Source organism: Streptomyces sp. SAJ15 (assembly GCF_007595705.1).
Lineage (GTDB): Bacteria > Actinomycetota > Actinomycetes > Streptomycetales > Streptomycetaceae > Streptomyces.
In genome coordinates, this window is record NZ_NISY01000011.1 from 157,985 (window position 1) to 180,449 (window position 22,465).

Annotated in this window: 15 protein-coding genes and 1 pseudogene; 7 read left to right on the plus strand and 9 right to left on the minus strand. The window is 75.1% G+C overall.

Annotation, left to right across the window (positions count from 1 at the left end):
- Positions 1-53: 53 nt before the first annotated feature.
- Positions 54-680: a response regulator transcription factor gene (locus CD790_RS36975; protein ID WP_144385573.1), complete on the plus strand. Its 627-nt coding sequence runs from the start codon at positions 54-56 to the stop codon at positions 678-680.
- A 321-nt stretch (positions 681-1,001) separates the two neighbouring features.
- Here the strand turns inward: CD790_RS36975 and CD790_RS36655 are convergent.
- The 6 genes and pseudogenes from CD790_RS36655 to CD790_RS24980 form a co-directional block, all read right to left on the minus strand.
- Positions 1,002-2,603 (minus strand): annotated as a pseudogene (locus CD790_RS36655) (ATP-binding cassette domain-containing protein); the annotation flags it as partial.
- On the minus strand, positions 2,596-4,677 hold the full coding sequence (locus tag CD790_RS36170; RefSeq protein WP_260867859.1) for an ABC transporter ATP-binding protein: 2,082 nt from the start codon (positions 4,675-4,677) through the stop codon (positions 2,596-2,598). The gene CD790_RS36170 and the pseudogene CD790_RS36655, both read right to left, overlap by 8 nt.
- Before the next feature lie 158 nt (positions 4,678-4,835).
- A complete protein-coding gene (locus CD790_RS24965; protein WP_144385574.1) occupies positions 4,836-4,961 on the minus strand; it encodes a SapB/AmfS family lanthipeptide in 126 nt (41 codons plus the stop codon).
- Positions 4,962-5,026: 65 nt separating this feature from the next.
- Positions 5,027-7,906: a class III lanthionine synthetase LanKC gene (gene lanKC, locus CD790_RS24970; RefSeq protein ID WP_144385575.1), complete on the minus strand. Its 2,880-nt coding sequence runs from the start codon at positions 7,904-7,906 to the stop codon at positions 5,027-5,029.
- A gap of 212 nt (positions 7,907-8,118) precedes the next feature.
- Entirely contained in the window at positions 8,119-8,355 is a 237-nt protein-coding gene (locus CD790_RS24975) for a ferredoxin (protein WP_144385576.1), read from the minus strand.
- 3 nt (positions 8,356-8,358) lie between these two features.
- Positions 8,359-10,002 carry an aldehyde dehydrogenase gene (locus tag CD790_RS24980; RefSeq protein ID WP_144385577.1) on the minus strand — a complete coding sequence of 548 codons (1,644 nt, stop codon included), beginning with the start codon at positions 10,000-10,002 and terminating at the stop codon, positions 8,359-8,361.
- A gap of 399 nt (positions 10,003-10,401) precedes the next feature.
- Here CD790_RS24980 and CD790_RS24985 point away from each other — a divergent pair, with 399 nt between their 5' ends.
- The 5 genes from CD790_RS24985 (at position 10,402) to CD790_RS25005 (ending at position 16,529) form a co-directional block, all read left to right on the plus strand.
- On the plus strand, positions 10,402-11,703 hold the full coding sequence (locus CD790_RS24985; RefSeq protein WP_144385578.1) for a prenyltransferase/squalene oxidase repeat-containing protein: 1,302 nt from the start codon (positions 10,402-10,404) through the stop codon (positions 11,701-11,703).
- Positions 11,703-12,503 (plus strand): SCO2322 family protein, encoded by an 801-nt coding sequence (locus CD790_RS24990; protein ID WP_260867860.1) that lies wholly within the window; start codon positions 11,703-11,705, stop codon positions 12,501-12,503. Before CD790_RS24985 ends, CD790_RS24990 begins: the two co-directional genes overlap by 1 nt.
- Positions 12,500-13,789, plus strand: coding sequence for a CbiQ family ECF transporter T component (locus tag CD790_RS24995; protein ID WP_144385579.1), 1,290 nt, complete (start codon positions 12,500-12,502; stop codon positions 13,787-13,789). The genes CD790_RS24990 and CD790_RS24995 overlap by 4 nt, the downstream gene beginning before the upstream one ends.
- Positions 13,786-15,414, plus strand: a complete 1,629-nt coding sequence (locus tag CD790_RS25000) for an ABC transporter ATP-binding protein (protein ID WP_144385580.1) — start codon at positions 13,786-13,788, stop codon at positions 15,412-15,414. The genes CD790_RS24995 and CD790_RS25000 overlap by 4 nt, the downstream gene beginning before the upstream one ends.
- A 161-nt stretch (positions 15,415-15,575) precedes the next feature.
- A complete protein-coding gene (locus CD790_RS25005; RefSeq protein ID WP_144385581.1) occupies positions 15,576-16,529 on the plus strand; it encodes an ECF transporter S component in 954 nt (317 codons plus the stop codon).
- 16 nt (positions 16,530-16,545) lie between these two features.
- Here the strand turns inward: CD790_RS25005 and CD790_RS25010 are convergent, their stop codons facing one another.
- Positions 16,546-17,715 (minus strand): steroid 3-ketoacyl-CoA thiolase, encoded by a 1,170-nt coding sequence (locus CD790_RS25010; protein ID WP_144385582.1) that lies wholly within the window; start codon positions 17,713-17,715, stop codon positions 16,546-16,548.
- Positions 17,716-17,961: 246 nt separating this feature from the next.
- Between CD790_RS25010 and CD790_RS25015 the strand changes: the two genes are divergently transcribed.
- A complete protein-coding gene (locus CD790_RS25015; protein ID WP_144385583.1) occupies positions 17,962-19,242 on the plus strand; it encodes a cytochrome P450 in 1,281 nt (426 codons plus the stop codon).
- A gap of 58 nt (positions 19,243-19,300) precedes the next feature.
- Here the strand turns inward: CD790_RS25015 and CD790_RS25020 are convergent, their stop codons facing one another.
- Positions 19,301-21,292, minus strand: a complete 1,992-nt coding sequence (locus tag CD790_RS25020) for a bifunctional glycosyltransferase 87/phosphatase PAP2 family protein (protein WP_144385584.1) — start codon at positions 21,290-21,292, stop codon at positions 19,301-19,303.
- Between the two features lie 267 nt (positions 21,293-21,559).
- Positions 21,560-22,447, minus strand: coding sequence for an AraC family ligand binding domain-containing protein (locus CD790_RS25025; protein WP_144385585.1), 888 nt, complete (start codon positions 22,445-22,447; stop codon positions 21,560-21,562).
- Positions 22,448-22,465: the final 18 nt, after the last annotated feature.

The following is a 22,465-nucleotide window of genomic DNA, read 5'->3' on the forward strand; positions in this document are numbered from 1 at the left end:
CATGAACGGGCCCTCGGCACACACCGGTCGCCGCGGGCCGGGAGGGGCAGAGAGTGATCCGGGTACTTCTTGTGCACGACTCGCGTCTGCTGCGATCCGCGCTGGCAGCGCTGATCGCGGCCGAACCGGATATCGAGGTGATCGAAACACCCTGGGACCAGGCGGACGGCCGGGCGCGACTGCTGAAGCCGCATGTGTGCGTCGTCGACACGGACTGCACCGGCGTGGTGGGGGCCGCGCTGGTGGAGGGTCTGGGCCGGCTGGCGGGCCGCACCGGGCGCCGCGTCGAGGAGGAGGGGCGGCCCCTACTGGTTTTGGCCAACCCGAAACGGCCGGGTCCGCTGCGGCGCGCCTACGAGGCGCGCGCCCTCGGCTTCGTCAACAAGGACGCTCCGCCGGGCCGGTTGCTGGACGGCATCCGCCATGTCGCCAAGGGGGAACGTTACGTCGACGACTCCCTCGGCTTCGGCTTTCTCCAGGCCGCCGAGATCCCGCTGACCCAGCGCGAACTGAGCGTGCTGTCACTGGCCGCCGGTGGCGCCTCCATCGCCGAGATCGCGAACAGCCTGCACCTGTCCAACGGGACCGTGCGCAACTACATGGCCGCCATCACCCGCAAGACCGGGGCGCGCAACCGCGTCGACGCGATCCGCATCTCGCGGGGCGCCGGCTGGGTGTAGTCCCCCACTCCAGTCCCCGGCCAGATCCCGGTAGAGCGCCGAGCGCTCCAGCAGCTCCGCGTGGCGTCCGCAGTCCGTCCGTCGGCCGTCCAGCACCAGGATCCGGTCGGCGCGGCGGGCCGAGGCGGCCCGGTGGGCGATGACGACCAGAGTGGTGCGGGTGGGACGCTCGGAATCCGGGGCGCCGTGGGGACCGGGCGGGACCGGCCGCCGGGCGAAGGCCCGCTCCACCCGGGCCTCCGCCGCCGGGTCCAGATGACAGGTGGCCTCGTCCAGCAGGACCACCGGCGCGCACGAGAGATACGCCCGGGCCAGCGCGATCAGCTGGCGCTCGCCCGCGGAGAGGGCGGCCGGGTCGAGGACCGCCTCCGACCCGCCCAGCCGCTCCGCGAGCCCGTCCAGGCCCACCGCCGCCGCCGCGGCCGCCAGCTCCGCCTCCGGCACCGGGTCGGGGCGCAGATAGCGCAGGTTGTCGCCGAGGGTGCCGGAGAAGACGTACGCCTCCTGCGGGATCAGCACCCGCAGCCCGGTCGCGCGGGTCGTGGCGTCGCCCCGCACCGGCAGCCCGCACACCCGGATCTCCCCGCCGCGCGGCTCCAGCACGCCGGCGATCAGACCCGCCAGCGTGGACTTGCCGATGCCGCTCGGCCCGACCACGGCCAGGTGCCCGCCGGCCGGGACGGTGAGGTCCAGCCCCGCCACCACGGGGGCGGCCGACTCGCCGTACGCGAAGGAGACCGCGCGGAGCTCGACGGCGGGGGGCGCCTCGGCGGAAGCGGCGGGGGGTTCGGCGGCAGACCGCGGGGGGCGCCCGTGGCCTGCCGGCTCCCGCGGTCCGGACAGTCGTCGCAGCACCACGGCCAGTCGGGAGCCGCCGGTGCCCAGGGCGTGCATGAGGCTCTGCAGGGCGGGCAGCAGCGACTGCGTGAGGTAGACGAACGCGCCCACCAGGGCGCCCGCGGTCACCCCGTGGTCGAGCAGCCACGGGCCGGCCACCAGGAGCAGTACGACCGGCAGCCGACCGCCGACCGCGACGGCGACGACCCGCAGCACCCCCCAGCGGGCCAGGGCGCGCGCCGCGCGGGCCTCGCTCTCGATGTGCGCGTCGACCCGCGCCGCGATCCGCTCCTCGGCCCCCGCGGCGGTGATGTCGCGCAGCCCGGCGGCGACGCCGCCCAGGGACTCGGCGATGGTCTCGTCCGCCACCAGGAACGCCTCCTGGCGGCGGGCCAGCGGTCGCAGGGTCGCCACGAAGAGCCCGAGGCCGAGCAGCAGCGGCGGGAGGACGACCAGCAACAGCGCCGGGGCGAGCGAGCAGAGACCGATCAGGGCGCCGGCCGCGGTGAAGACGAAGGCACGCGAGACCATCACCAGACCGGCGAAGGTGTCGCGGGCGATCTCCACCTGGTGGGTGAGGCGCGATACGGCGGCGTCGCCGGTGCCGGGCGCGCCGTCCCGCGCGGACTCCCGCAGCGCCCGCTCGACGACGCGGCGCACCAGCGCGTCGCGCAGCGGCTCGACGAGCGCGGCCACCGCGCGGTAGACGCGCCCGGTGCCGTAGGCGCCGACGACGACGGCGAGCGCCGCGACGGCCAGCCAGCCGAGACCGACGCCCCGCTCGCCCGCCAGGAAGCCGTCGTCCAGGGCCCGCGCGAGGGCGTAGCCGGTCAGGAACGTCTGCCCGGCCTCCAGCACCGACCAGGCCGCCAGCCGGGCGAGCACGGCGCGCTCGCGGCGCAGATGGCGCCGCACCTCGACGGCGCGACCGGCGGGGGGCGCGGCGTGGCGCCCGGCGGGGCGACCGGCGGTGCGCCATGTGCCGCGCCGGGCGGGGCGCCTTGTGCCGCCCCCGGCGCGGCGCCTTGCTCCGCGCCCGGCGGGGCGACGCCCGGCGTGGGTCTCCGCGCGGCGGGGCTCAGCCATCGCGGTCCTCGGTGAACACCGCGCGGTAGGACGGGTCTCGCCACAGCTCGGCGTGCGGGGCCACGGCTCGCAGCCGCCCGCCGTCCAGCCAGGCCACCAGGTCGGCGCGGGCGGCCGTCGCGGCGCGGTGGGCGACGACCAGCCGGGTGCGTCGGGTGGCCGGGTCCGACAGGGCGCGGACGACGCGGCGCTCGGTGACGGTGTCCAGGCTGGAGGTCGCGTCGTCCAGGACGAGGACCCGTCCGTCGTGCGCGAACGCGCGGGCCAGGCCCAGTCGTTGCGCCTCGCCACCGGAGAGCGGGGCGGCCGCGCACGGGGTGGCGTAGCCGCCCGGCAGCAGCCGGATGAACTCGTCGGCGCAGGCCGCGCGGGCGGCCGCGGCGACCCGCGCGGGCGGGGGCTCGTCCAGCCCCAGGGCGATGGTGTCGCCCAGGGTGTCGCCCAACAGCGCCGGGCGTTCGAAGGCGTAGCCGACGGCACGGCGCAGCACGTCGTGGCGGAGCTCCGGCAGGGGCACCCCGTCGAGCAGCACGCGGCCGCGGTCGGGGTCGGCCAGCCGACCGGCCAGGGCCGCCAGCACCGACTTGCCGCTGCCGGAACGGCCCACGACGGCCACCGAACTCCCACCGGGCACCCACAGGTCGACGTCATGGAGGACGACGCGACCACCGCGCACGGCCCCGACCCCGCGCATCTCCAACGTCCCCGGCGGGTGCGCCCAGGACGGGCGCCACGCGGCGTGCCCGGCCTGGGGCGTGGGCGGCCGCGGCGGCGGGAGCGGAAGGTGCCTCGCCTGCGGCCCTCCGGGCTCGGGCGACAGCGGCGCGGGCTCCGCGGGGTACCCGGGCGGTGAGTCCGGCGAGGCCGGGGGCGTAGGGCCGGGCTGAGGGGCGAGCGGCCGCGACGGCCGGTACGGAAAGCGCCGCCCCGACGGCCACCCGGGCGGTGCGGGGTTCGGCGGGCCCACCGGACCCGGCGCGTGGTGGGTGGGGAGGAGGCGGGTGCCGTAGGCCGTGGTGGGCACGGCGAGGACGTCGCCGAGCCGGCGGGCGGCGGCGCGGCTGCGGACCAGGCCGTTGAGGTGGCCGACGAGGGCGCCGAAGCCGGTGGCCAGGACGGCGTAGCGGGAGGCGGCCAGCAGGCCGCCGACGGTCAGTTCGCCGGCCACCAGCCGGATTCCGGCGACGGCGAGCACGGCGATCTGCAACAGCGGTACCAGGGCGGCGGCCTGTGCCGTGGAGCGGCCCTGCACCCGCCACATGCGGTGGCCCTGGTGGGCCAGTTCGGGCAACGGCTGGAGGATCCGGGCCCGCTCCCGCTCCGCGGTTCCGGCGGCGGCGATGGTGCGGGCGCCGCGCAGCGCCTCCGTCAGCCGGGCCGCGATCTCGCCCTGACTGTGCTGGTAGCGGGCCACGCTGTCCGTGGTGTGCCGGACGAACGACTTCAGCAGTACGGCGAGCAGGGGCAGACCGAGCAGGAAGGCCACGGCGAGCCACGGATCGATCAGGGCGAGGGCGACCAGGCCGCCGACGGGGGTGATCACGGCGGCGAGGGCGGCGGCCAGCGCCGCGGGGGCGGTGCCGGCGTGAGCGGCGTTGCCGACGAGTCGGGCCACGACGTCACCGGGGGCGAGCCCGTCCGGGCGGGGGCCGGTGGCCAGGGTGTGGCGCAGCAGCCGGCCGCGCACCCAGGCGGTGGAGCGGGCGTTGGTGGTGCCGGTGAGCAGCCCGTCGAGGGCGTCCAGGACCACGATCAGTCCGGTCAGCGCGGCGCACACGGCGATCCAGTGCCGCGTCCGTGCCGCGTCGGGGTCGCCCAGCAGAAGGTCGAGGGTGTGGCCGAGGACCGCGGGCACGGCGAGCGCGGCGGCGGCCGAGGAGGTGGTGAGCAGACAGATGGTGGCCGCTCGGGCGGCGTTGTGCCGCAGTGTGCCCCGCAGCAGGCGGTCGGCGGCGCGGGCGGCGGAGGCCCCGGCGTCCGCGGGCGCGGCGTCGGCGGGTGGGCGGGTACCGATGTGGTGGCCGGTCCGGCCGGCGTGGGAGCGGGCGGAGCGCGTGCGGGGGGCGGCGGCCATGCGCGGTGGTCCTCGCGTCCGTGGGTCCTGGTGTCGACGTCGCACCCGGTTCGTCGGCGGGCGGGTGGCGACCGCCGGCGTCCGGGAGGGGCGGCGACGGGGGTGCGGCCCCGGGTGGCGTGACTTCACCCGGGGCCGCGGCACAGAGGCCCGTCAGATCACAGGCAGAGCAGGAAGCTGTTAGAGCTGTGCTTGTCGCAGGCCAGCAGGCTCAGGCTGCTCTGGTCGCCGCCGCTGTGGTCGGACTGGGGGGTCTCCAGGCTCTGCAGGTCGAGAAGGGCCATGGTGGTCGTGTCCTTTCGTGGTTTCTTCCGTGGGGACGGGAGGCTCGGGTTCGAGCTCCTCGCACTTACTCGGTTTCGACCCCTGGATGGGGCCGGCTCTGGGGCCGCCGCAGCGGCGGGAGGAAGGGCAGTCCGACCGGCTCGGTGTGCCGTGCCGCGCCGAGCGCGAGCAGGCAGCCCGCGGTTCCGGTGCCCAGGTCCATGGAGAGGCGCATCATCTGGTCGCCGGGGAAGGCGAGGTGGCCCTGGTACGGCATGCCGTACCAGGCCAGTCGCTCCGCCTGGGCGGCGAGGTGCGCGGGCTCGGTGCCGGGGGTGGTGGTGCGGCTGAGGTGCAGCACCATTCCGGCACGGCCGTTGAACAGGCCCGGCTGGGCGTAGTAGCGCAGTCGAGCGGCGGGCGTGATCGCGGCGCGGGCCGCCTCCAGGCGTTCGTCGGCGCGATGGGCCAGGTAGCTGTCGAGCACCATGCCGATGCCGACGCTGCCGCCACCGAGGTAGGGCATGGTGCGCACGCCCTCGTCGACGAGGAGGGTGCCGTGGCGGTCCGGCACGCAGCGGTCCAGGTCGCGGCGGAGTGCGGCGGCCGCGAGGTCGAGCAGGGCGGGGTCGCGGTCGTGCTCGTAGCGCCGCAGGAAGAGCAGGGCCGGGCCGCTGGCGCCGTATAACAGTCCGGCCCGCCCCTTGGCGCCGCCGCGCCGTGCGCCCGCGCCGTCCCGGGCGTCGGCGTCGGGCTCGTCGGCGGTGAACCGGTCGGCGAGCAGCCGGGTGGCCTCCGCGGCCCGGTCGGCCAGGGCGCTCTCGCCGGTGGCGCGGGCCAGGTGGTCGAAGGCGAGGCCGAGCCCGGCGACGCCGCCGTGCAGATCGGGGGTGAGCCGCTGCCACTTCTCGGCGAGGACGCGGTCGACGAGTTCCAGGGCACGCTCGGTGTGGCCGAGCCGTTCCAGGACGTGGGCGACGCCGGCCAGTCCGTCGTAGAAGCCGAGCGGGGTGCCGAGCGGCGGCGGGGCGGTGTGCGCGAGCAGCCACTCCTCGCCCGCCTCGTAGCGCCCGGCGCCGGTGCGGTCGAGGGCGTAGAGGACGCCCGCCGCGCCGTGTGCCACACCCAGGCCACCCCCGTCGCCGAACTGCGCGACGTCGCCGGGGAACAGCCGGTCGTCCCGCTCCGGGCTGGCCGAGGCGCGGATGGCGCGCGCCATCGAGTCCCGGCTGAGCGGCCAGTCGGCGGGGTCGACGGGGAGATACGGCTCCGGTGCGGGGGCCGCCGCCACGGTGCCGCGGGACGCGGCGCCCACGGCGCCGGACGTACCACCTGGCGCGGCGCCCGCGGCGCCGGACATGCCACCTGACGTGCCGATGGCGGAGCCGGACGTGCCGTCGGACACGGCCCCGGCGCTCCCGGGCGCCTCCGTCGGCGGTGCCGTGGCCGTACGGGTCACGGCTTCCGTACGCGCACGGGGCTCGGCGGCCGGGACCGCGTCTCCCGGCTCATGGCCGGTGATCACCCGGACCGCCTCGTCGAGGAAGGCTCGGTCCACCGGGAACTGCGTGGCGGCGACCTCGGCCAGGTGGGCCGCCTTGGCACGGTCCACCACCAGCAGCGAGGTCATCGGGACGAAGAGCGCGAGCCGGAGACAGGCCAGCGCGTAGCGGTCGACCTCGAAGCCGGTGCGGTCCGCGGGGGCGATGAAGCCGGGGTGGGCGATGACCTGGCGCCGGTTCTCGCCGATGTGCGCGGCGGCCTCGAAGTCCAGCAGGGTCACGGACCGTTCGCCGGGCGCGACCATGATGTTGAACATGTGCAGGTCGTTGAAGACCACGCCCCGGCCGTGCACGGCGGCGACGGCCTCCTCCACGGCGTCGTGGATGGTCATCGCCCAGCGCGTGTAGTCGGCGACGGCCTCGGGCTCCGGGTCGATGGCGAGCAGCGGATGGCGGCGCGCGAAGAAGGAGTTGAGGGTCTGACCGGGCAGGTGGTCCATCACCAGGAAGCGGTGGTCGCCCAGGGTGAACCAGTCCCGGACCTCGGGCGCGACGCCCAGCCCGGACAGCCGCTCCAGCGCCGTCCTCTCGCGCTCCAGCCGGGCCACGGCGTCCGCCCCGTCGGAGGCCAGCCCGGCGTGCGGCCGCGCCTCCTTGAGGACCACCCGCTCCCCGGTCCGGGTGTCGCGGCCCTCGTAGACGCCGCCGCCGTTGGAGAAGTGCAGCGCCCGCTCGATGCGGTACGGCAGGTCGCCCACGGTGGTGGCGTTGCGGGCGGCCAGATGCGGTTCGAGGAAGTCCGGAAGCGTCACCCACTCGGGGACGTGGAAGGTCGGGTCCCTGCGGTCGGGGACCAGCCGGCCCGAGGCGTCCTCGATGGCCGGGACCAGCGCGCCGCCACCCGCGCCGTCCACGCAGTAGCGGTGCGCGAAGCCGCCGTAGCGGACGTACAGCGGGCCCTGGTGCCACCTCAGGTCGGTGAGGATGTACGGCCCGGGCTCGCCGTCGAGCAGCTCCCCCAGCTCCCGGAGAACGGTGTGGAGTTCCCCCTCGTCCGCCGGATAGAGGGTGGCGAACTTCCCACTCGAACCGCGCCCCGCGTATTTCGAGTTCCGCAGGTGCAGCGCATGGCGGGTGGGGACGAATTTGAAGGGGATTTCCCGGGGGACGCAATAGTCCCAGACCTTGGCGGCGGTCTTCTCCGCGTTCTCCAGACAGGCCGAGACATGGATCTTCCAGCCCTGGAGCGGCCGACCGGGGCGCGGCGCGCCCTCCGCCGTCACCGGATTGACGTGAAACCAGTCTCCGGAGACGGAGGTCTTCCAACCGTCGGGCACGGGGCGCTGGGCGGCCTCGTAGAAACCGCTGCTCTCCGCGGCTCCGGGGCGGCCGCCGGACAGACGGTCGGGGGTCTCGTAGAAATACCTGTCCGCAAGACAGAAGACCTCGTACCGCTTGTCCATATCGTTCCCCCTCGGCTGCTCCGGGAAATGAGATTTCCATGAACACCGGAAGGGGAACAGTCACATCCGTCACGAAGGAACCATGCGGTACGCATGAGTAACACTTGGGGCGCGACAGAGGCACCGCGGAAGGGGGGCACACGGCACACACGGGAAGTCCCGTGAAATCGCGCAACTGTACCAAGAATCTTTGGCCAATATCTCACGTTCCGCTATTCGGCGGGTGGGAATACCGGCTCTCCGCCGTCGCCGAGACGCAGCACGATGGCCTCCACGGGGCACCCCTCGGCCGCCGCCAGCACCGCGTCCGACGCCTCGACCTCGGGGGTCACGGGGCGGGAGCGGCGCGTGGCGCCGTCCAGCCGGAAGGCGTGCGGGGCGGTGCTCACACACAGACCCGAACCGACGCAGAGCCCGTGGTCCACGGCCGCCCGCCAGCGGTCCGCCATCCCTCAGCCCGTCCGTCCGCCGGCGCCGCCGCCCGCGCGGGCCCGGTCACCGCCGTCACCGACGCCGCTCGCGTCACCCGCGTCACCCGCCGCACTCGAGTCGACCGCGCCGCCGAGGTCCTCCGGCAGTCGCACGCCGCCGTCCTGGGGCAGGTGGATGGTCTTGAGCTCCATGTAGTCGGCGAACCCCTCGGGGCCGAACTCCCGCCCGAGACCGGACTTCTTGTAGCCGCCGAAGGGGCCGAGCATGTCGAGGCTGAAGGTGTTCACCGAGAAGGTGCCGGTGCGGATGCGTCGGGCGATCTCGACACCGTGCTCCACGTCCGCCGTCCAGACGCTGCCGGAGAGCCCGTAGTCGGAGTCCTCGGCGATCCGCACCGCGTCCCCCTCGCCCTCGTACGGCAGCAGACAGATCACCGGGCCGAAGATCTCCTCACGGGCGATCCGCAGGGCGCTGCCGACCTCCCCGAACAGCGTCGGCTCGACGTACCAGCCGGTCTCCGGCGTCGCCGGGCGCCCGCCGCCGGCCAGCACCTTGGCGCCCTCCCGCTGCCCGCTGGCGATGTAGTCGAGCGAGCGTCGTTGCTGGCGCCGCGTCACCAGCGGGCCGACCTGGGTGGCGGGGTCCAGCGGGTCCCCGACGACCAGCGCGGAGGCCGCGGCCGCGAGCCGCTCGGCGATCTCGTCGTAGTGGCCGCGCGGCGCCAGCACCCGCGTCAGGGCCACACAGGACTGACCGTTGTTCATCCACGCGTTGGGCACGATGTTCCCGAGGGCGGCGTCGAGGTCGGCGTCCGGCAGGATGATCGCCGCCGACTTCCCGCCCAGCTCCAGGGTGACGCGCGTCAGCTGCCGCGCGGCCAGCTCCATGACCCGCCGCCCCGCGGGGATCGAGCCGGTGAAGGAGACCTTGTCCACCCCCGGGTGCCCGACCAGGTACTCCCCGGTCTCGCTCCCCGCCGGCAGGACCGACAGCACACCGGGCGGCAGCCCGGCCTCGGCGGCGATCTCGGCCAGGATGTACGAGTCGAGCGGGGCCTCCGGCGCGGGCTTGAGGATCACCGGGCAGCCGGCCAGCAGCGCGGGGGCGAGCTTGGAGGCGGCCACGAACTGCGGGGCGTTCCAGGGGATCACCGCCGCGACCACCCCGACCGGCTCCCGCCGCACCAGCAGCGGTCCCAGGATCCCGGCCCGCGGCTCCTCGTACCGGAACTCCCGGGCCACCCGAAGCGCGGCCTCCCACACCATGAGGGAACCCAGCGCCTGCCCCAGCACGCTCCAGGAGTACGGGCTGCCGTTCTGCGCGCTGATCGTCCGGGCGATCTCCTCGTGGCGGGCGGCGAAGGCGTCCTTGATCCGACCGACGACCTCGATCCGCTCCCGGGGCGGGGTCCGCGGCCACGGCCCGTCGTCGAACGCGGCGCGCGCGGCCGCGACCGCGCGGTCCACGTCCTCCGGGGAGGCGTGCGGCACCCGCCCGATGACCTGCTCCGAGTGCGGCGAGACGACCTCGATCGCGCTCGTCCCGGCGGGGTCGACCAGCTCACCGCCGATCCAGAGCCGCCGGTGCTCGATCAGATCGCGAGCGTCGAGCACCTCGTGTGCGTCGCGTGCGTCGTGTGCGTCGTGCGCGCTGGGGTCGCTCATGGCCGCCGCCTCCCGGATGGGCCAGAATCTGACGCTGCATCAGAATCGATAGCAGCTCCCGTCGGAGGGGGCAATGGCCGCGCGGGCGCCCGCGCGAGCCGATCGGAGGGGCCGGACGAGGCCCGGACGGACGGGAGCGCCGAGCCCGGGGCGGGGGGAAGGAGGCGACTTGAGCCGACGCCCGGGGCGGGGGATCGGGGCGATGGCCGGGCTCGGGGCGATGGCCTGGCCGAAAGCCGCCAGGGCGCTCAGCCCGAGGCGCGGCGCAGGGCTCGCGCGCGGGCGGAGCGGGGGCCACTGCCCGCCGGCCCGGCATGGGGCGCCGGTTAGAGTTGCGAGGCTGAGCCCGGCGCCGCCGTCCAGCCCCGCAGTGACCATCCACCGAGAGGCATCGTCCCGATGAACGTACGCCGCAGCGCCGCGGCCCTGGCCGTCTCCGCCGTGCTGGGCGCGGCCGCCGCCCCCGCGGCGTTCGCCGACAGCCCGAAGCCCGCGCCGAAGGAGTCCTCGCTCCCGCGGGGCCTCTACGGGACCACGGACCCGACCTTCGACGGCGTGTGGCGGCAGTCCCTGGCCCTGATGGCGCAGCACGCGGTCGGCGTCACGCCGGCCGACGCGGCCGTCGACTGGCTGGCCGGGCAGCAGTGCGCCGACGGTGGCTTCCCCGCCTTCCGCCATGAGACGGCGACCCCGTGCGACGCCAAGAAGGGCGAGTTCACCGACGCCACCGCGGCCGCCGTGCAGGCGCTGGCCGCGGTCGGTGGGCGCGGCGCCGTGGTCGAGAAGGGCGTCGGCTGGCTCAAGAAGAACCAGAACGCGGACGGCGGCTGGGGCATGAACCCGGGTGGCCCCAGCGACGCCAACTCCACCTCCGCCGCGATCGGCGCCCTGGCCTCCGTCGGCCAGGACCCGGCCAGGACGGTGTCGAAGAAGGGCGGCAAGTCGCCGTACGCCGCGCTGCTCGCGCTCCAACTGGGCTGCGAGGCCAAGGCCGGCGAGCGTGGCGCCTTCGCCTATCTGCCCGGCAAGGGCGCCCTGCGTCCGAACGACCTGGCCACCGCCGCGGGCGCGCTCGCCGCCGAGGGCGAGGGCTTCGTCGTGAAGCCGGCCGGCAAGGGCGACAAGGCGGAGGACGAGCCCGTCGAGCCGCTGGACTGCCAGGGCGCCGACCAGGGCGTCAAGGACGACGAGGACGGCGCGCGGGAGCCGGGCGACGCCGCGGAGGCCGCGTCCGCGTACCTCGCCGCCACCCTGGAGAAGAACGGCGACCACCTGCCGTCCAGCATGCCGGGCCAGGAGAAGCAGGCCGACTTCGGCGGCACCGCCGACGCGGTCGTGGCGCTCTCCGCGGGCGAGCACCGCACGGCGGCCGCGGGCCCCATGCGTTGGCTGGAGAACAAGGACAACGGCGCGGTCGCCTGGGCGAAGGACAAGCCGGGCGCGCTCGCCAAGCTGATCCTGGCCGCCCACGCCGCCGGCGTCGACCCCCGCGACTTCGGCGGCACCGACCTGGTGCGCCAGCTGAACGCCACCGGCCTCAAGCCGGCGGCGGACGGTGACCACTCCGACGCCACGCGGGACGGCGAGGAGAAGAAGGACGACGAGGGCGGCATCAGCCTGTGGTGGGTCGTGGGCATCGGTCTGGTCGCCGGCGTCGGCATCGGCTTCCTGCTCAGCGGCCGGAAGAAGCAGCAGTTCTGATGGCGGCCACGGCCCGACGGTCCGCCGTGTGTGCCGCCCGACGGTCCGCCGCGCCCGCCGCCCGGCCGGCGGACCCCACCCCCGTACCGCCCCGCCGCGTCCGGGGCGCGGGTCCCGGCCGCCGTCGGGCCGCGCCGGGGGCCGTCCGGCTCGGCGCGCTCCTCGGCGCTCCGCTCGCGCTGCTGCTGCTCGTGGTCGGCGTGGCGGCTCCCGCCCATGCTCAGGGGTACCGCTACTGGTCCTTCTGGCAGCGGGAGGGCGGTTCCTGGACGTACGCCACGGAGGGGCCGTCGACCGCGCGGCCCGGCGACGGTGACACCGTGGGCTTCCGGTTCGCCGTGAGCGAGGACTCCGGCGACGCCACCCGTCCGCGAGGCACCGCCGACTTCGACGCGATCTGCGCGGACACGCCCGCGAAGGCGGGCGGCAAGCGGGTCGCGATCGTCCTGGACTTCGGCACCGCCGCCGACGCGCCGGGCGGCGAGACCCCGCCCCGGGCCCGGACGGAGTGCGCCCGGGTCGACGGCTCGGCGAGCGCCGCCGAGGCGCTGGCCGCCGTCGCCAAGCCGCTGCGCTACGACTCCTCGGCGATGCTGTGCGGCATCGCCGGCTACCCGGCCAGGGGCTGCGGCGAACTGGCCGAAGCCGGCGCCGGTGCCAAAGCCGAGAGCTCCGGCGCCTCGAAGCGCGCGTCGGAGGACCGGGACGAGGGCCCGTCCGCCGGCCTGATCGGCGGCGTCGCCGCCGTCGTCGCCCTCGGCGCCGCCGCCCTCTGGCAGGCCCGTCGCCGCCGCGCATGACCGACGAGACCACCTCCGGTTCCCGCCGCGGGGCCGCGTCCGCGCCCCTCGCCGGGCCGGCGACCCGTCCGACGCTCCCCCGCCCCCGTCGCGTGCTCGCGCGCCGGGAGACCACCGGCGCACGCCGCGAAGCGCTGCACGCCGGGGCCTGGTGGCTGTGGGCGCTGGGGCTGGCGACCGCGGCCTCACGGACGACCAATCCGCTGCTGCTCGGGCTGCTGGTCGCGGTCGCCGGGTATGTGGTGGCCGTGCGGCGGACGGACGCGCCGTGGGCCCGGTCGTACGCGGCGTTCCTGCGGCTGGGCCTGGTCGTGCTGGCGATCCGGCTGGGGTTCGCGGTCTTCCTGGGATCGCCGATCCCGGGAACCCGGGTCCTGTTCACCCTGCCCGAGGTGCCGCTCCCGGAGTGGGCCCAGGGCGTGCGGCTCGGTGGCCGGGTGACGGCGGAGGGGCTGCTCTTCGCGCTGTACGACGGGCTGAAGCTGGCCACCCTGCTGATCTGCGTCGGCGCCGCGAACGCGCTCGCCAACCCGGCCCGGCTGCTGAAGTCCCTCCCCGGCGCGCTCTACGAGGCGGGCGTGGCCGTGGTCGTGGCGCTGACCTTCGCGCCGAACCTCGTCTCCGACGTGCGGCGGCTGCGCGCCACGCGCCGGCTGCGCGGCCGCCCCACCCGTGGCGTGAAGGCGCTGCTCCAGGTGGGGCTGCCGGTGCTGGAGGGGGCGTTGGAGCGCTCGGTGGCGCTGGCCGCGGCGATGGACGCGCGCGGCTACGGCCGCACGGCCCAGGTGCCGCCCGTCGTGCGGCACACCACCACCGCCCTCACCCTCGGCGGCCTGCTCGGCGTCTGCGCCGGCAGCTACGGGCTGCTGGCCGCGGAGGGCGCCGGCTACGGGCTGCCGCTGCTGCTGACCGGGCTCGGCGCCGCGCTCGGCGGGCTGTGGCTGGGCCGCCGGCGCACGGTCCGCACCCGCTACCGCCCCGACCCCTGGGGCTCCCGGGCCTGGCTGGTCTCCGGGTCGGGGGCGGCCGTGGCGCTCCTGATGATCTGGGCGTCCTCGTACGCGCCCGAGGCGCTGCACCCGCCCGCGGTCCCGCTCACCGCACCCACCCTCCCCCTGTGGCCCGCGCTGTCGGTGCTGCTGGGGCTGGCCCCGGCCTTCGCGGCCCCGCCGCCCCCACCGCGCACGGGCGGCGCGCACCCCACGTCCGTACGCGCCCGGAAGCCGTCCGTACGCACCCGAAAGGCCGACCGCGGGGAGGCCGACCCGAAGGAGACCACGCCGTGATCCGCTTCGAGGACGTCTCGGTCACCTACGCCGACGCCCCCGTCCCCGCCCTCCAGGGGGTGGACCTGACCGTCCCCGAGGGGGAGCTGTGTCTGCTGGTGGGACCGTCGGGGGTGGGCAAGTCGACCCTGCTGGGCGCCGTCTCCGGACTCGTGCCGCACTTCACCGGCGGCACCCTGCGCGGCCGGGTCACCGTGGCGGGCCGCGACACCCGCGACCACCGCCCGCGCGAGCTCGCCGACGTGGTGGGCACCGTGGGTCAGGACCCCCTGGCTCACTTCGTCACCGACACCGTCGAGGACGAGCTGGCGTACGGCATGGAGTCGTTGGGGCTGCCCGCGGACACCATGCGCCGCCGGGTCGAGGAGACCCTGGACCTGCTCGGCCTCACCGAGCTGCGCGACCGGCCCATCGCCACGCTCTCCGGCGGACAGCGGCAGCGGGTGGCCATCGGTTCCGTACTCACCACCCACCCGCGCGTCCTGGTGCTGGACGAGCCGACCTCGGCGCTGGACCCGGCGGCGGCCGAGGAGGTGCTGGCCGTCCTCCAGCGGCTGGTGCACGACCTGGGCACCACCGTCCTGATGGCCGAGCACCGGCTGGAGCGGGTGGTGCAGTACGCGGACCGGGTGATCCTGCTGCCCGGCGCCGGTCGGCCGCCGGTGGTCGGCGACCCGGCGGAGCTGATGGCGGTCTCCCCGGTGCACCCGCCCGTCGTCGCGCTCGGCCGGCTCGCCGGCTGGACCCCGCCACCGCTGTCGGTACGGGACGCCCGCCGCAAGGCCGCCGCGCTGCGCGAGCGGCTCACGGACCGGGAGCCGACCGCCGTCCCCGAGCCCGCCCCGGCCGCGCCCGTCGGCGTGGCCTCCGGGCTGTCGGTGCGGCGCGGCGGCGTCGAGCGGCTGCACGGGGTGGAGCTGTCCGTCCGCCCCGGCGAGACGGTCGCGCTCATGGGCCGCAACGGCGCCGGCAAGTCGACGCTGCTGGGCACGCTCGTCGGGCTGCACGAGCCGGCCGCCGGCTCGGTCCGGGCCGCCGGCGCCGAACCGCACCGCACCGCGCCGGCCCGGCTGCTGCGCCACGTCGGGCTGGTGCCGCAGGAGCCGCGCGACCTGCTGTACGCGGACACGGTGGCCGCCGAGTGCGCGGCCGCCGACGCCGACGCGGGCGCGGCGCCCGGAAGTTGCCGGGCCCTGGTCGCCCGGCTGCTGCCCGAGGTGCTGGACGCGACCCACCCGCGCGACCTCTCCGAGGGCCAGCGGCTGGCCCTGGCGCTGGCCGTGGTGCTCACCGCCCGTCCCCCGCTGCTGCTGCTCGACGAGCCCACGCGCGGCCTCGACTACGCGGCCAAGGCCCGACTGGCCGAGGTGCTGCGCGCGCTGGCGGCGGACGGCCACGCCATCGTGCTGGCCACGCACGACGTCGAACTCGCCGCCGAGCTCGCCCACCGGGTCGTCATCCTGGCCGACGGCGAGGTGGTCGCCGACGGCCCCACCGCCGAGGTCGTGGTCTCCTCCCCCGCCTTCGCGCCCCAGGTGGCGAAGGTGTTGGCCCCACTGCCCTGGCTGACGGTCGGCCAGGTGCGGGAGGCGCTGGCGGAGGGGGACGAGGGGGGCGACGCATGAGCGGATCCCAGGACCGCCCGTCCCAGGATCGCGTGTCCCCGGATCGCGTGTCCCAGGCTCGCGTGTCCCAGGATCGCGTGTCCCGGGACCGCCAGTCTTCCCAGGATCGCGTGTCCCAGGACCGCCCGTCTTCCCAAGATCGCCAGTCTTGCCAGGATCGCGTGTCCCGGGACCGCCCGTCCCGGGGCCGTGCGACCGTCGACCGGCAGGCGCGGGCCGTACGGCTCGGGCCGCGTTCGATCGTCGCGCTCGGGCTGATCTCGGCGATCGGAGTGGTCGCCTTCGGCTGGCCGCTGCTGGCCGCGCCGGACTCCGGTCTCGCGCACTCCGCCGACGCCCCCTGGCTGTTCGCGGCGCTGCTGCCGCTGCTGCTGGCCGTGGTGGTGGCGACGATCTCCGACACCGGGCTGGACGCCAAGGCGGTGGCGATGCTCGGGGTGCTGGCGGCGGCGGGGGCCGCCCTGCGGCCGTTGGGCGGCGGCACGGCGGGCATCGAGCCGATGTTCTTCCTGATGGTGCTCTCCGGGCGGGTGCTGGGCCCGGGCTTCGGCTTCGTGCTGGGGGCGCTGTCGATGTTCGCCTCGGCGCTGCTGACCGGCGGCGTGGGGCCCTGGATGCCGTTCCAGATGCTGTCCATGGGCTGGGTGGCCATGGGCGCGGGTCTGCTGCCCGGCCCGCACCGGCTGCGCGGGCGCGGGGAGCTGGCCCTGCTGGCGGCGTACGGGGCGGTCGCCTCGGTCCTCTACGGCACCGTGATGAACCTCCAGGGCTGGCCGTATCTCAACGCCCTGGCGTCCGGTGTCTCCTTCGTCCCCGGCGACCCGCTCCCCGACAACCTGGCCCGCTTCGTCGCGTACTGCCTGGCCACCTCGCTCGGCTGGGACCTGCCGCGGGCGATCGTCACCGCGGTCCTCACCCTCACCCTGGGCGGCACCATCCTCAAGGCGCTGCGCCGGGCGACCCGCCGGGCGGCCTTCGAGGCACCGGTGGCCTTCGAGGCGCCGACCGGGTCCGCGGCACCGACCGGGAGCGCGCCGTCGGCCGAGGCCGCGGCACCGGTCGCACCCGCGAGCCCGACGACGTCCGACCCCGACGCGCGGCGCGGGCCGGAGTGATCCGCACCGCGGCGGCTCACAGCCGCTGGATGATGGTCCCCGCCGCCAGCGCCCCGCCCGCGCACATCGTGATGAGGGCGAACTCCTTGTCGGCCCGCTCCAGCTCGTGCAGCGCGGTGGTGATCAGCCGCGCGCCGGTCGCGCCGACGGGGTGACCGAGACCGATCGCACCGCCGTTGACGTTCACCTTCTCCAGGTCCTGGCCGAAGACGCTCGCCCAGGAGAGCGTCACCGACGCGAACGCCTCGTTCACCTCGACCAGGTCGATGTCCTTGAGCGTCATCCCGGCCTTGCCGAGGACCGCGTGCGTGGCGTCGATCGGGCCGTCGAGGTGGTAGTGCGGATCGGCGCCGACGAGGGCCTGGGCGACGATACGGGCCCGGGGGCGCAGCCTGAGCGCGCGGGCCATCCGCCTGGAGGCCCACATCACCGCGCAGGCGCCGTCGGAGATCTGGGAGGAGTTGCCCGCGGTGTGCACGGCCGTGGGCATGACCGGCTTCAGTCGGGCGAGCGCCTCCATGCTGGTGTCGCGCAGCCCCTCGTCGCGGTCGACCAGTCGCCACATGCCCTGCCCCGCGGCCTGTTCCTCCTCGGTGGTGGGCACCTGCACGGCGAAGGTCTCCCGCTTGAACCGCTCCTCCGCCCAGGCGGCCGCCGCCCGCCGCTGCGAGAGCAGGCCGAGGGAGTCCACGTCCTCGCGGGTCAGCCCGCGCCGGCGGGCGATGCGCTCGGCCGCCTCGAACTGGTTGGGCAGGTCGACGTTCCACTCGTCCGGATGGGGCCGGCCGGGTCCGTGCTTGGAGCCGCTGCCCAGCGGCACCCGCGACATCGCCTCCACCCCGCAGGCGATGCCGATGTCGATGACACCGCTGCTGATCATGTTGGCGACCAGGTGGTTGGCCTGCTGTGAGGAGCCGCACTGGCTGTCGACCGTGGTGGCGGCCGTCTCGTACGGCAGCCCCATGGCGAGCCAGGCGGTGCGCGCGGGGTTCATGGACTGCTCCCCGGCGTGGGTGACGGTGCCGCCGACGATCTGTTCCACGCAGTCGGGCTGGATGCCGACGCGGGCGAGCAGTTCCCGGTAGGTCTCGCCGAGCAGATAGGCGGGGTGGAGGTTGGCGAGCGCGCCGCCGCGCTTGCCGATCGGGGTGCGCACGGCTTCGACGATGACGGGTTCGGCGGCCATGACTGGTCCTCTCCTCGCGTCCTCACACCTCGAATTAGTACGCGTTCTAGTTCTGCGTCCAGCATGCTGAGGCAGACCCCCCGGGGGCAAGGGTCGTGCAGCACCCGCATACCACCGGTAACCCCACGCCCTCCGCCCTCCACCCCCCGACGACCGCGCGGGCCTCGCCACTTGCCACTTGTGGAACCGGTCACTACCTTCTGGACACTTCCGCACTTCTGATTGACCGTCAGATCCGGAGTGGCCATGACCTGTCCCGCGAGCCCAGAAGGCATCCCGAAGGGCGCCCCCGCAGGCACCCCGGACGGGATACCCGACGGCTTCGACTTCACCGACCCCGACCTCTACCAGCACCGCGTGCCGCTCCCGGAGTTCGCCCGGCTCCGGCAGGTCGCCCCGGTGTGGTGGAACCCCCAGCCGCACGGCGTCGCCGGATTCGACGACGACGGCTACTGGGTCGTCACCCGGCACGCCGACGTCAAGGAGGTGTCCACCCGACCCGAGCTGTTCTCGTCCCATGTCAACACCGCGATCATCCGCTTCAACGAGCACATCCGGCGCGACCAGATCGACGCCCAGAAGCTGATCATGCTCAACATGGATCCGCCCGAGCACACCCGGGTCCGGCAGATCGTCCAGCGCGGCTTCACCCCACGCGCCATCCGGGCGCTGGAGGACGCGCTGCGCGACCGCGCCACCCGCATCGTGGCCGGCGCCAAGGCGGCCGGCAGCGGCGACTTCGTCACCGACATCGCCTGCGAACTGCCGCTCCAGGCCATCGCCGAGCTGATCGGCGTCCCCCAGCAGGACCGCGCCCGCATCTTCGACTGGTCCAACAAGATGGTGGCGTACGACGATCCGGAGCTGGCCATCACCGAGGAGATCGGCACCGAGGCGGCCATGGAGCTGATCTCCTACTCCATGAACCTGGCCGCCGACCGCAAGGCGTGCCCCGCGAAGGACATCGTCAGCCGGCTGGTCGCCGCCGAGGACGAGGGCAACCTGGGCGCTGACGAGTTCGGCTTCTTCGTGCTGCTGCTCGCCGTCGCGGGCAACGAGACCACCCGCAACGCCATCAGCCACGGCATGCACGCCTTCCTCACCCACCCCGAGCAGTGGGAGCTGTTCAAGCGCGAGCGCCCGACCACCGCCGCCGACGAGATCGTGCGGTGGGCCACCCCCGTGGTCTCCTTCCAGCGCACCGCCACCCGGGACACCGAGCTCGGCGGTCGGCGGATCACCCGGGGCCAGCGCGTCGGCCTGTTCTACTCCTCCGCCAACCACGACCCGGAGGTCTTCGAACGTCCCGAGGTCTTCGACATCACCCGCGACCCCAACCCGCACCTCGGCTTCGGCGGCGGCGGGCCGCACTTCTGCCTCGGCCGCAGCCTCGCGGAGCTGGAGATCCGGCTGATCTTCAACGCCATCGCGGACGCCATCCCGGACATCCGGCTCGCCGGCGCGCCCCGCCGGCTCCGTTCGGCCTGGCTCAACGGCATCAAGGAACTGCGGGTCGGCTACGCCTGATCGGGCACCACGCCGGCTGCTGGAGGGACGCGGCGATCCGCACCGGGGCGGGCGGGCCTCAGCCCGTCCGCCCCGACCCGGACGTCGCAGCCGTATCGGTCGCGTCGGCCACCTCGCCCACCTCGGCTCGGGTCACCGTGGTGACGTGCGCGTCGGCCGAGGGCATCCGGGCGGCGCCGGTCAGGGCGTACTGGAGGGCGAACCCGGACGACACCACGACCGCGCCGCCGACCGCGTCCAGCAGATAGTGGTTGGCGGTGCCCACGACCACGACGGTGGTCAACACCGGGTACATCAGACCCACCAGCTTGATCCACAGCTTCGGCGCCACCATCGCGATCACCACACCGCTCCACAGCGACCAGCCCACATGCAGCGACGGTATGGCCGCGTACTGGTTGGACAGCTTGGTGAGCGCGCCGAAGTCCGGGTTGGCCAGGTCCTGCGGACCGTGCGTGGTGTCGATGAAGCCGAGGCCCGGCATCAACCGCGGCGGAGCCAGCGGGTAGAGCCAGAAGCCGATCAGCGCGAAGAGCGTGGCGAAGCCCAGCGGGGCGCGCGCCCATCGGTAGGCCACGGGGCGCACGAGGTACAGCCAGGCCAGCAGCGTCAGCGGCACGAAGAAGTGCAGCTTGGCGTAGTACCAGCCCATGCCGTCCCGCAGCCACGGCGCGTCGGCCACGATCTGGTTGAACCAGTGCTCGATGTCGATGCGCAGCCGGCTCTCGAGGGCGAAGATCTGACGGCCGTGCTCCTCGGCGAGCGAGCGCCGGTCGGGCGCGCTGCCGCGGATGTAGGAGTAGACGAAGTAGCCGACGCGGATGAGCATCAGCTCGAGCAGCAGGTTGGGCCGGGTCAGTGGGCGCCGGTAGAAGCGCAGCAGCGGTACGCACCGGAGGCGGCTCCGCTCGCGCTCGGCGGTCGGCGTCTCGACCGGGGCGTCCCAGTACGGCGAGGTGCGGGTCAGGAACGGCAGCACCAGCGCGGCGGCCAGCGCGGCCAGCAGCGGTCCGTTGTTCGCGATATGGCCCAGGGGGTCGATGTCGGGCATCAGCGCGGTGGGACTGAGCGTCATCACCAGCACCACCGACACCGGCCAGACCGGTCGGTCCGAGCGCCGCCCGCCCACTCGGCCGACGGCGGCGAGCAGGATCCACAGCTGCTGGTGCTGCCAGGAGGTGGGCGAGACGGCCAGCGCCACACAGCCGGTGATCGCCGCGGAGAGCAGCAGTTGCCCGTCCTCGGCGTAGCACACCGCGCGGCGCAGGCCGAGCACCACCACGCCCCCCGCGAGCACGGCCAGCAGCGTCAGCTCGACCGGGCCCTCCAGCCCGGTGCGCAGCAGCAGGCCGTGGAGTGACTGGTTGGTCGGCCCGTCGGCGGCGCCGCCGAGCCCGGCGCCGCCGATGTGGTGCACCCAGTACGTCCACGAGTCCCGCGGCATCGCGGCCCAGGCCAGCGCCGTACAGACGGCGAAGGTGCCGCCCGCGAGGCCGGCCGCGCGCCGACGCCCGGTGAGCCACTGGACGACGGCGAAGAGCAGCAGCGCGGGTTGGAGCGCGGAGGCGAGCCCGACCAGCAGCCCGGACTGCCGGTCCGAGGTGCGCGGCAGGAGCGCGAGCAGCACCAACAGCACCGGGATGACGCTGGTCTGGCCGAGCGTGAAGGTGTCGCGGACCGGCAGCGACAGCGCGGTCACGCTGATGGCCACCGGTGCGGCGAGCAGCTTGGCGGACCGGGAGACCGGCCCCGGCAGCGAGCGGGCGACGACCAGGCCGAGGGCGACCACCAGCAGCAGGGTGCCCAGGGTCCAGGCGACGCCGAGGCTCTGCTCGGCGGCGCGGGCGAACGGCTTGAGGGCGAGGCCGGAGAAGGGGGTGCCGGTGAACGCCGAGCCGTCGTACAGCGAGCCGCTGACATGCGGCACGCCGTCCTCACCGATCCAGGTCTCCAGGACGGTGAGGCGCTCGTCGGGGGGCAGCCGCAGCACCACGGCGGCCTGCCGCGCGGCCAGCAGGCCGGCCAGGAGCCACAACGCCCCCAGCGCCATGCCGGTTCGGGACCACCGTGACCCGAGTCCACCGGGGTCCCGCCCCGTGCCCGGGGGGTTCCCCGGTTCGCTGCGTTCCAGGTTGGCCACGCGCCGCCGCTCCCCCACTCGCTGGTACCGGTACCGGGTGTGTGAGTCGCCGAGCCCGCTGCTCAGACGCGGAACACCCGTGCTTCGCCCGATGACTTCCGGAAAGTTGTCCGAATCATCCGGACTTGCGGTTAATCCAGCGTAGGACACAGAGGAGCGACTTCCGTGTCGTTTTCCTCAGCTATGCGCGGTTCGGGCGACGATTCCGGTCGCCCGTTGGAAGACGCCCGGCGTCACGCCGTAGGAGCGGACGAACCACCGGTGGAGGTGGCTCTGGTCCACGAAGCCGGCCTCGCCGGCCGCCTCCGCGGCGGTCCGACCGGCCGCCAGCAACCGCCGCGCCCGGCGCAGCCGCAGCTGGCGTTGGAAGTCGCTGGGCGCCAGGCCGTACTCCGCGCGGAAGGCGCGGTACAGCGCGAAACGGCTGCAACCGGCGGCCTCCGCGAGCGCCTGCGCCGGCACCTCCTCGGCGTACGTCTCCTCCAGCACCGCCCGCGCGCGCCGCGCCGCGACCGCCTGGCCGGCCGAGGAGCCGGGGGCACGGACCCGAGCGGCACGGGTCGCGCCGTGCCGCACCATGGCGGTGACCGCGGCGGTCAGCCGCTCGTCCCGCACCAGCGGGCCGGCCGCCGGGCCGGCGAGCAGCGCGGTGTGCAGCCGCGACACGGCGGCGCCCAGCCGCGGGTCGGCGCTGACCGGCCGGTCGAACAGCGGCAGCGCGACAGGACGGTCGGCGTCCCCGCCCAGGTCCGCCAGCAGCTCCCGCACCACGGCGGGCCCCAGATACACGATCCGGTACTGGTAGCCCAACTCCGCGGCGGCCTCACCGTCGTGCGGGTCGTCCGGGTTGAAGGCCATGACCATGCCCGCCCCGCTGGTGCACACCGCGCCCCGGCAGCGGAACCGCTGGGCGCCGACCTCCGTCACCGCGAAGGAGTACGCGTCGTGGCTGTGCCGGTGGAACCGATGGCTGAAGAAGTGCGCGTGCATGGCCTCCACGGGCCGCTCCGGGTCCCGCCAGTACCGCGCCCAGCCGTCGCGGCCGTCTCCGCTGTGCACCCCCATCGCCCCATTGTCGCCTGC

Excerpts from the sequence above, each read along its gene's own strand:
- CD790_RS25025 (WP_144385585.1), bottom strand. The coding sequence starts at position 22,447 with ATGGGGGTGCACAGCGGAGACGGCCGCGACGGCTGGGCGCGGTACTGG.
- CD790_RS25015 (WP_144385583.1), top strand. The coding sequence starts at position 17,962 with ATGACCTGTCCCGCGAGCCCAGAAGGCATCCCGAAGGGCGCCCCCGCA.
- CD790_RS25010 (WP_144385582.1), bottom strand. The coding sequence starts at position 17,715 with ATGGCCGCCGAACCCGTCATCGTCGAAGCCGTGCGCACCCCGATCGGC.
- CD790_RS24965 (WP_144385574.1), bottom strand. The coding sequence starts at position 4,961 with ATGGCCCTTCTCGACCTGCAGAGCCTGGAGACCCCCCAGTCCGACCAC.
- CD790_RS36170 (WP_260867859.1), bottom strand. The coding sequence starts at position 4,677 with ATGGCCGCCGCCCCCCGCACGCGCTCCGCCCGCTCCCACGCCGGCCGG.
- lanKC (WP_144385575.1), bottom strand. The coding sequence starts at position 7,906 with ATGGACAAGCGGTACGAGGTCTTCTGTCTTGCGGACAGGTATTTCTAC.
- CD790_RS24975 (WP_144385576.1), bottom strand. The coding sequence starts at position 8,355 with ATGGCGGACCGCTGGCGGGCGGCCGTGGACCACGGGCTCTGCGTCGGT.
- CD790_RS24995 (WP_144385579.1), top strand. The coding sequence starts at position 12,500 with ATGACCGACGAGACCACCTCCGGTTCCCGCCGCGGGGCCGCGTCCGCG.
- CD790_RS25020 (WP_144385584.1), bottom strand. The coding sequence starts at position 21,292 with ATGGCGCTGGGGGCGTTGTGGCTCCTGGCCGGCCTGCTGGCCGCGCGG.
- CD790_RS24985 (WP_144385578.1), top strand. The coding sequence starts at position 10,402 with ATGAACGTACGCCGCAGCGCCGCGGCCCTGGCCGTCTCCGCCGTGCTG.
- CD790_RS24990 (WP_260867860.1), top strand. The coding sequence starts at position 11,703 with ATGGCGGCCACGGCCCGACGGTCCGCCGTGTGTGCCGCCCGACGGTCC.
- CD790_RS24980 (WP_144385577.1), bottom strand. The coding sequence starts at position 10,002 with ATGAGCGACCCCAGCGCGCACGACGCACACGACGCACGCGACGCACAC.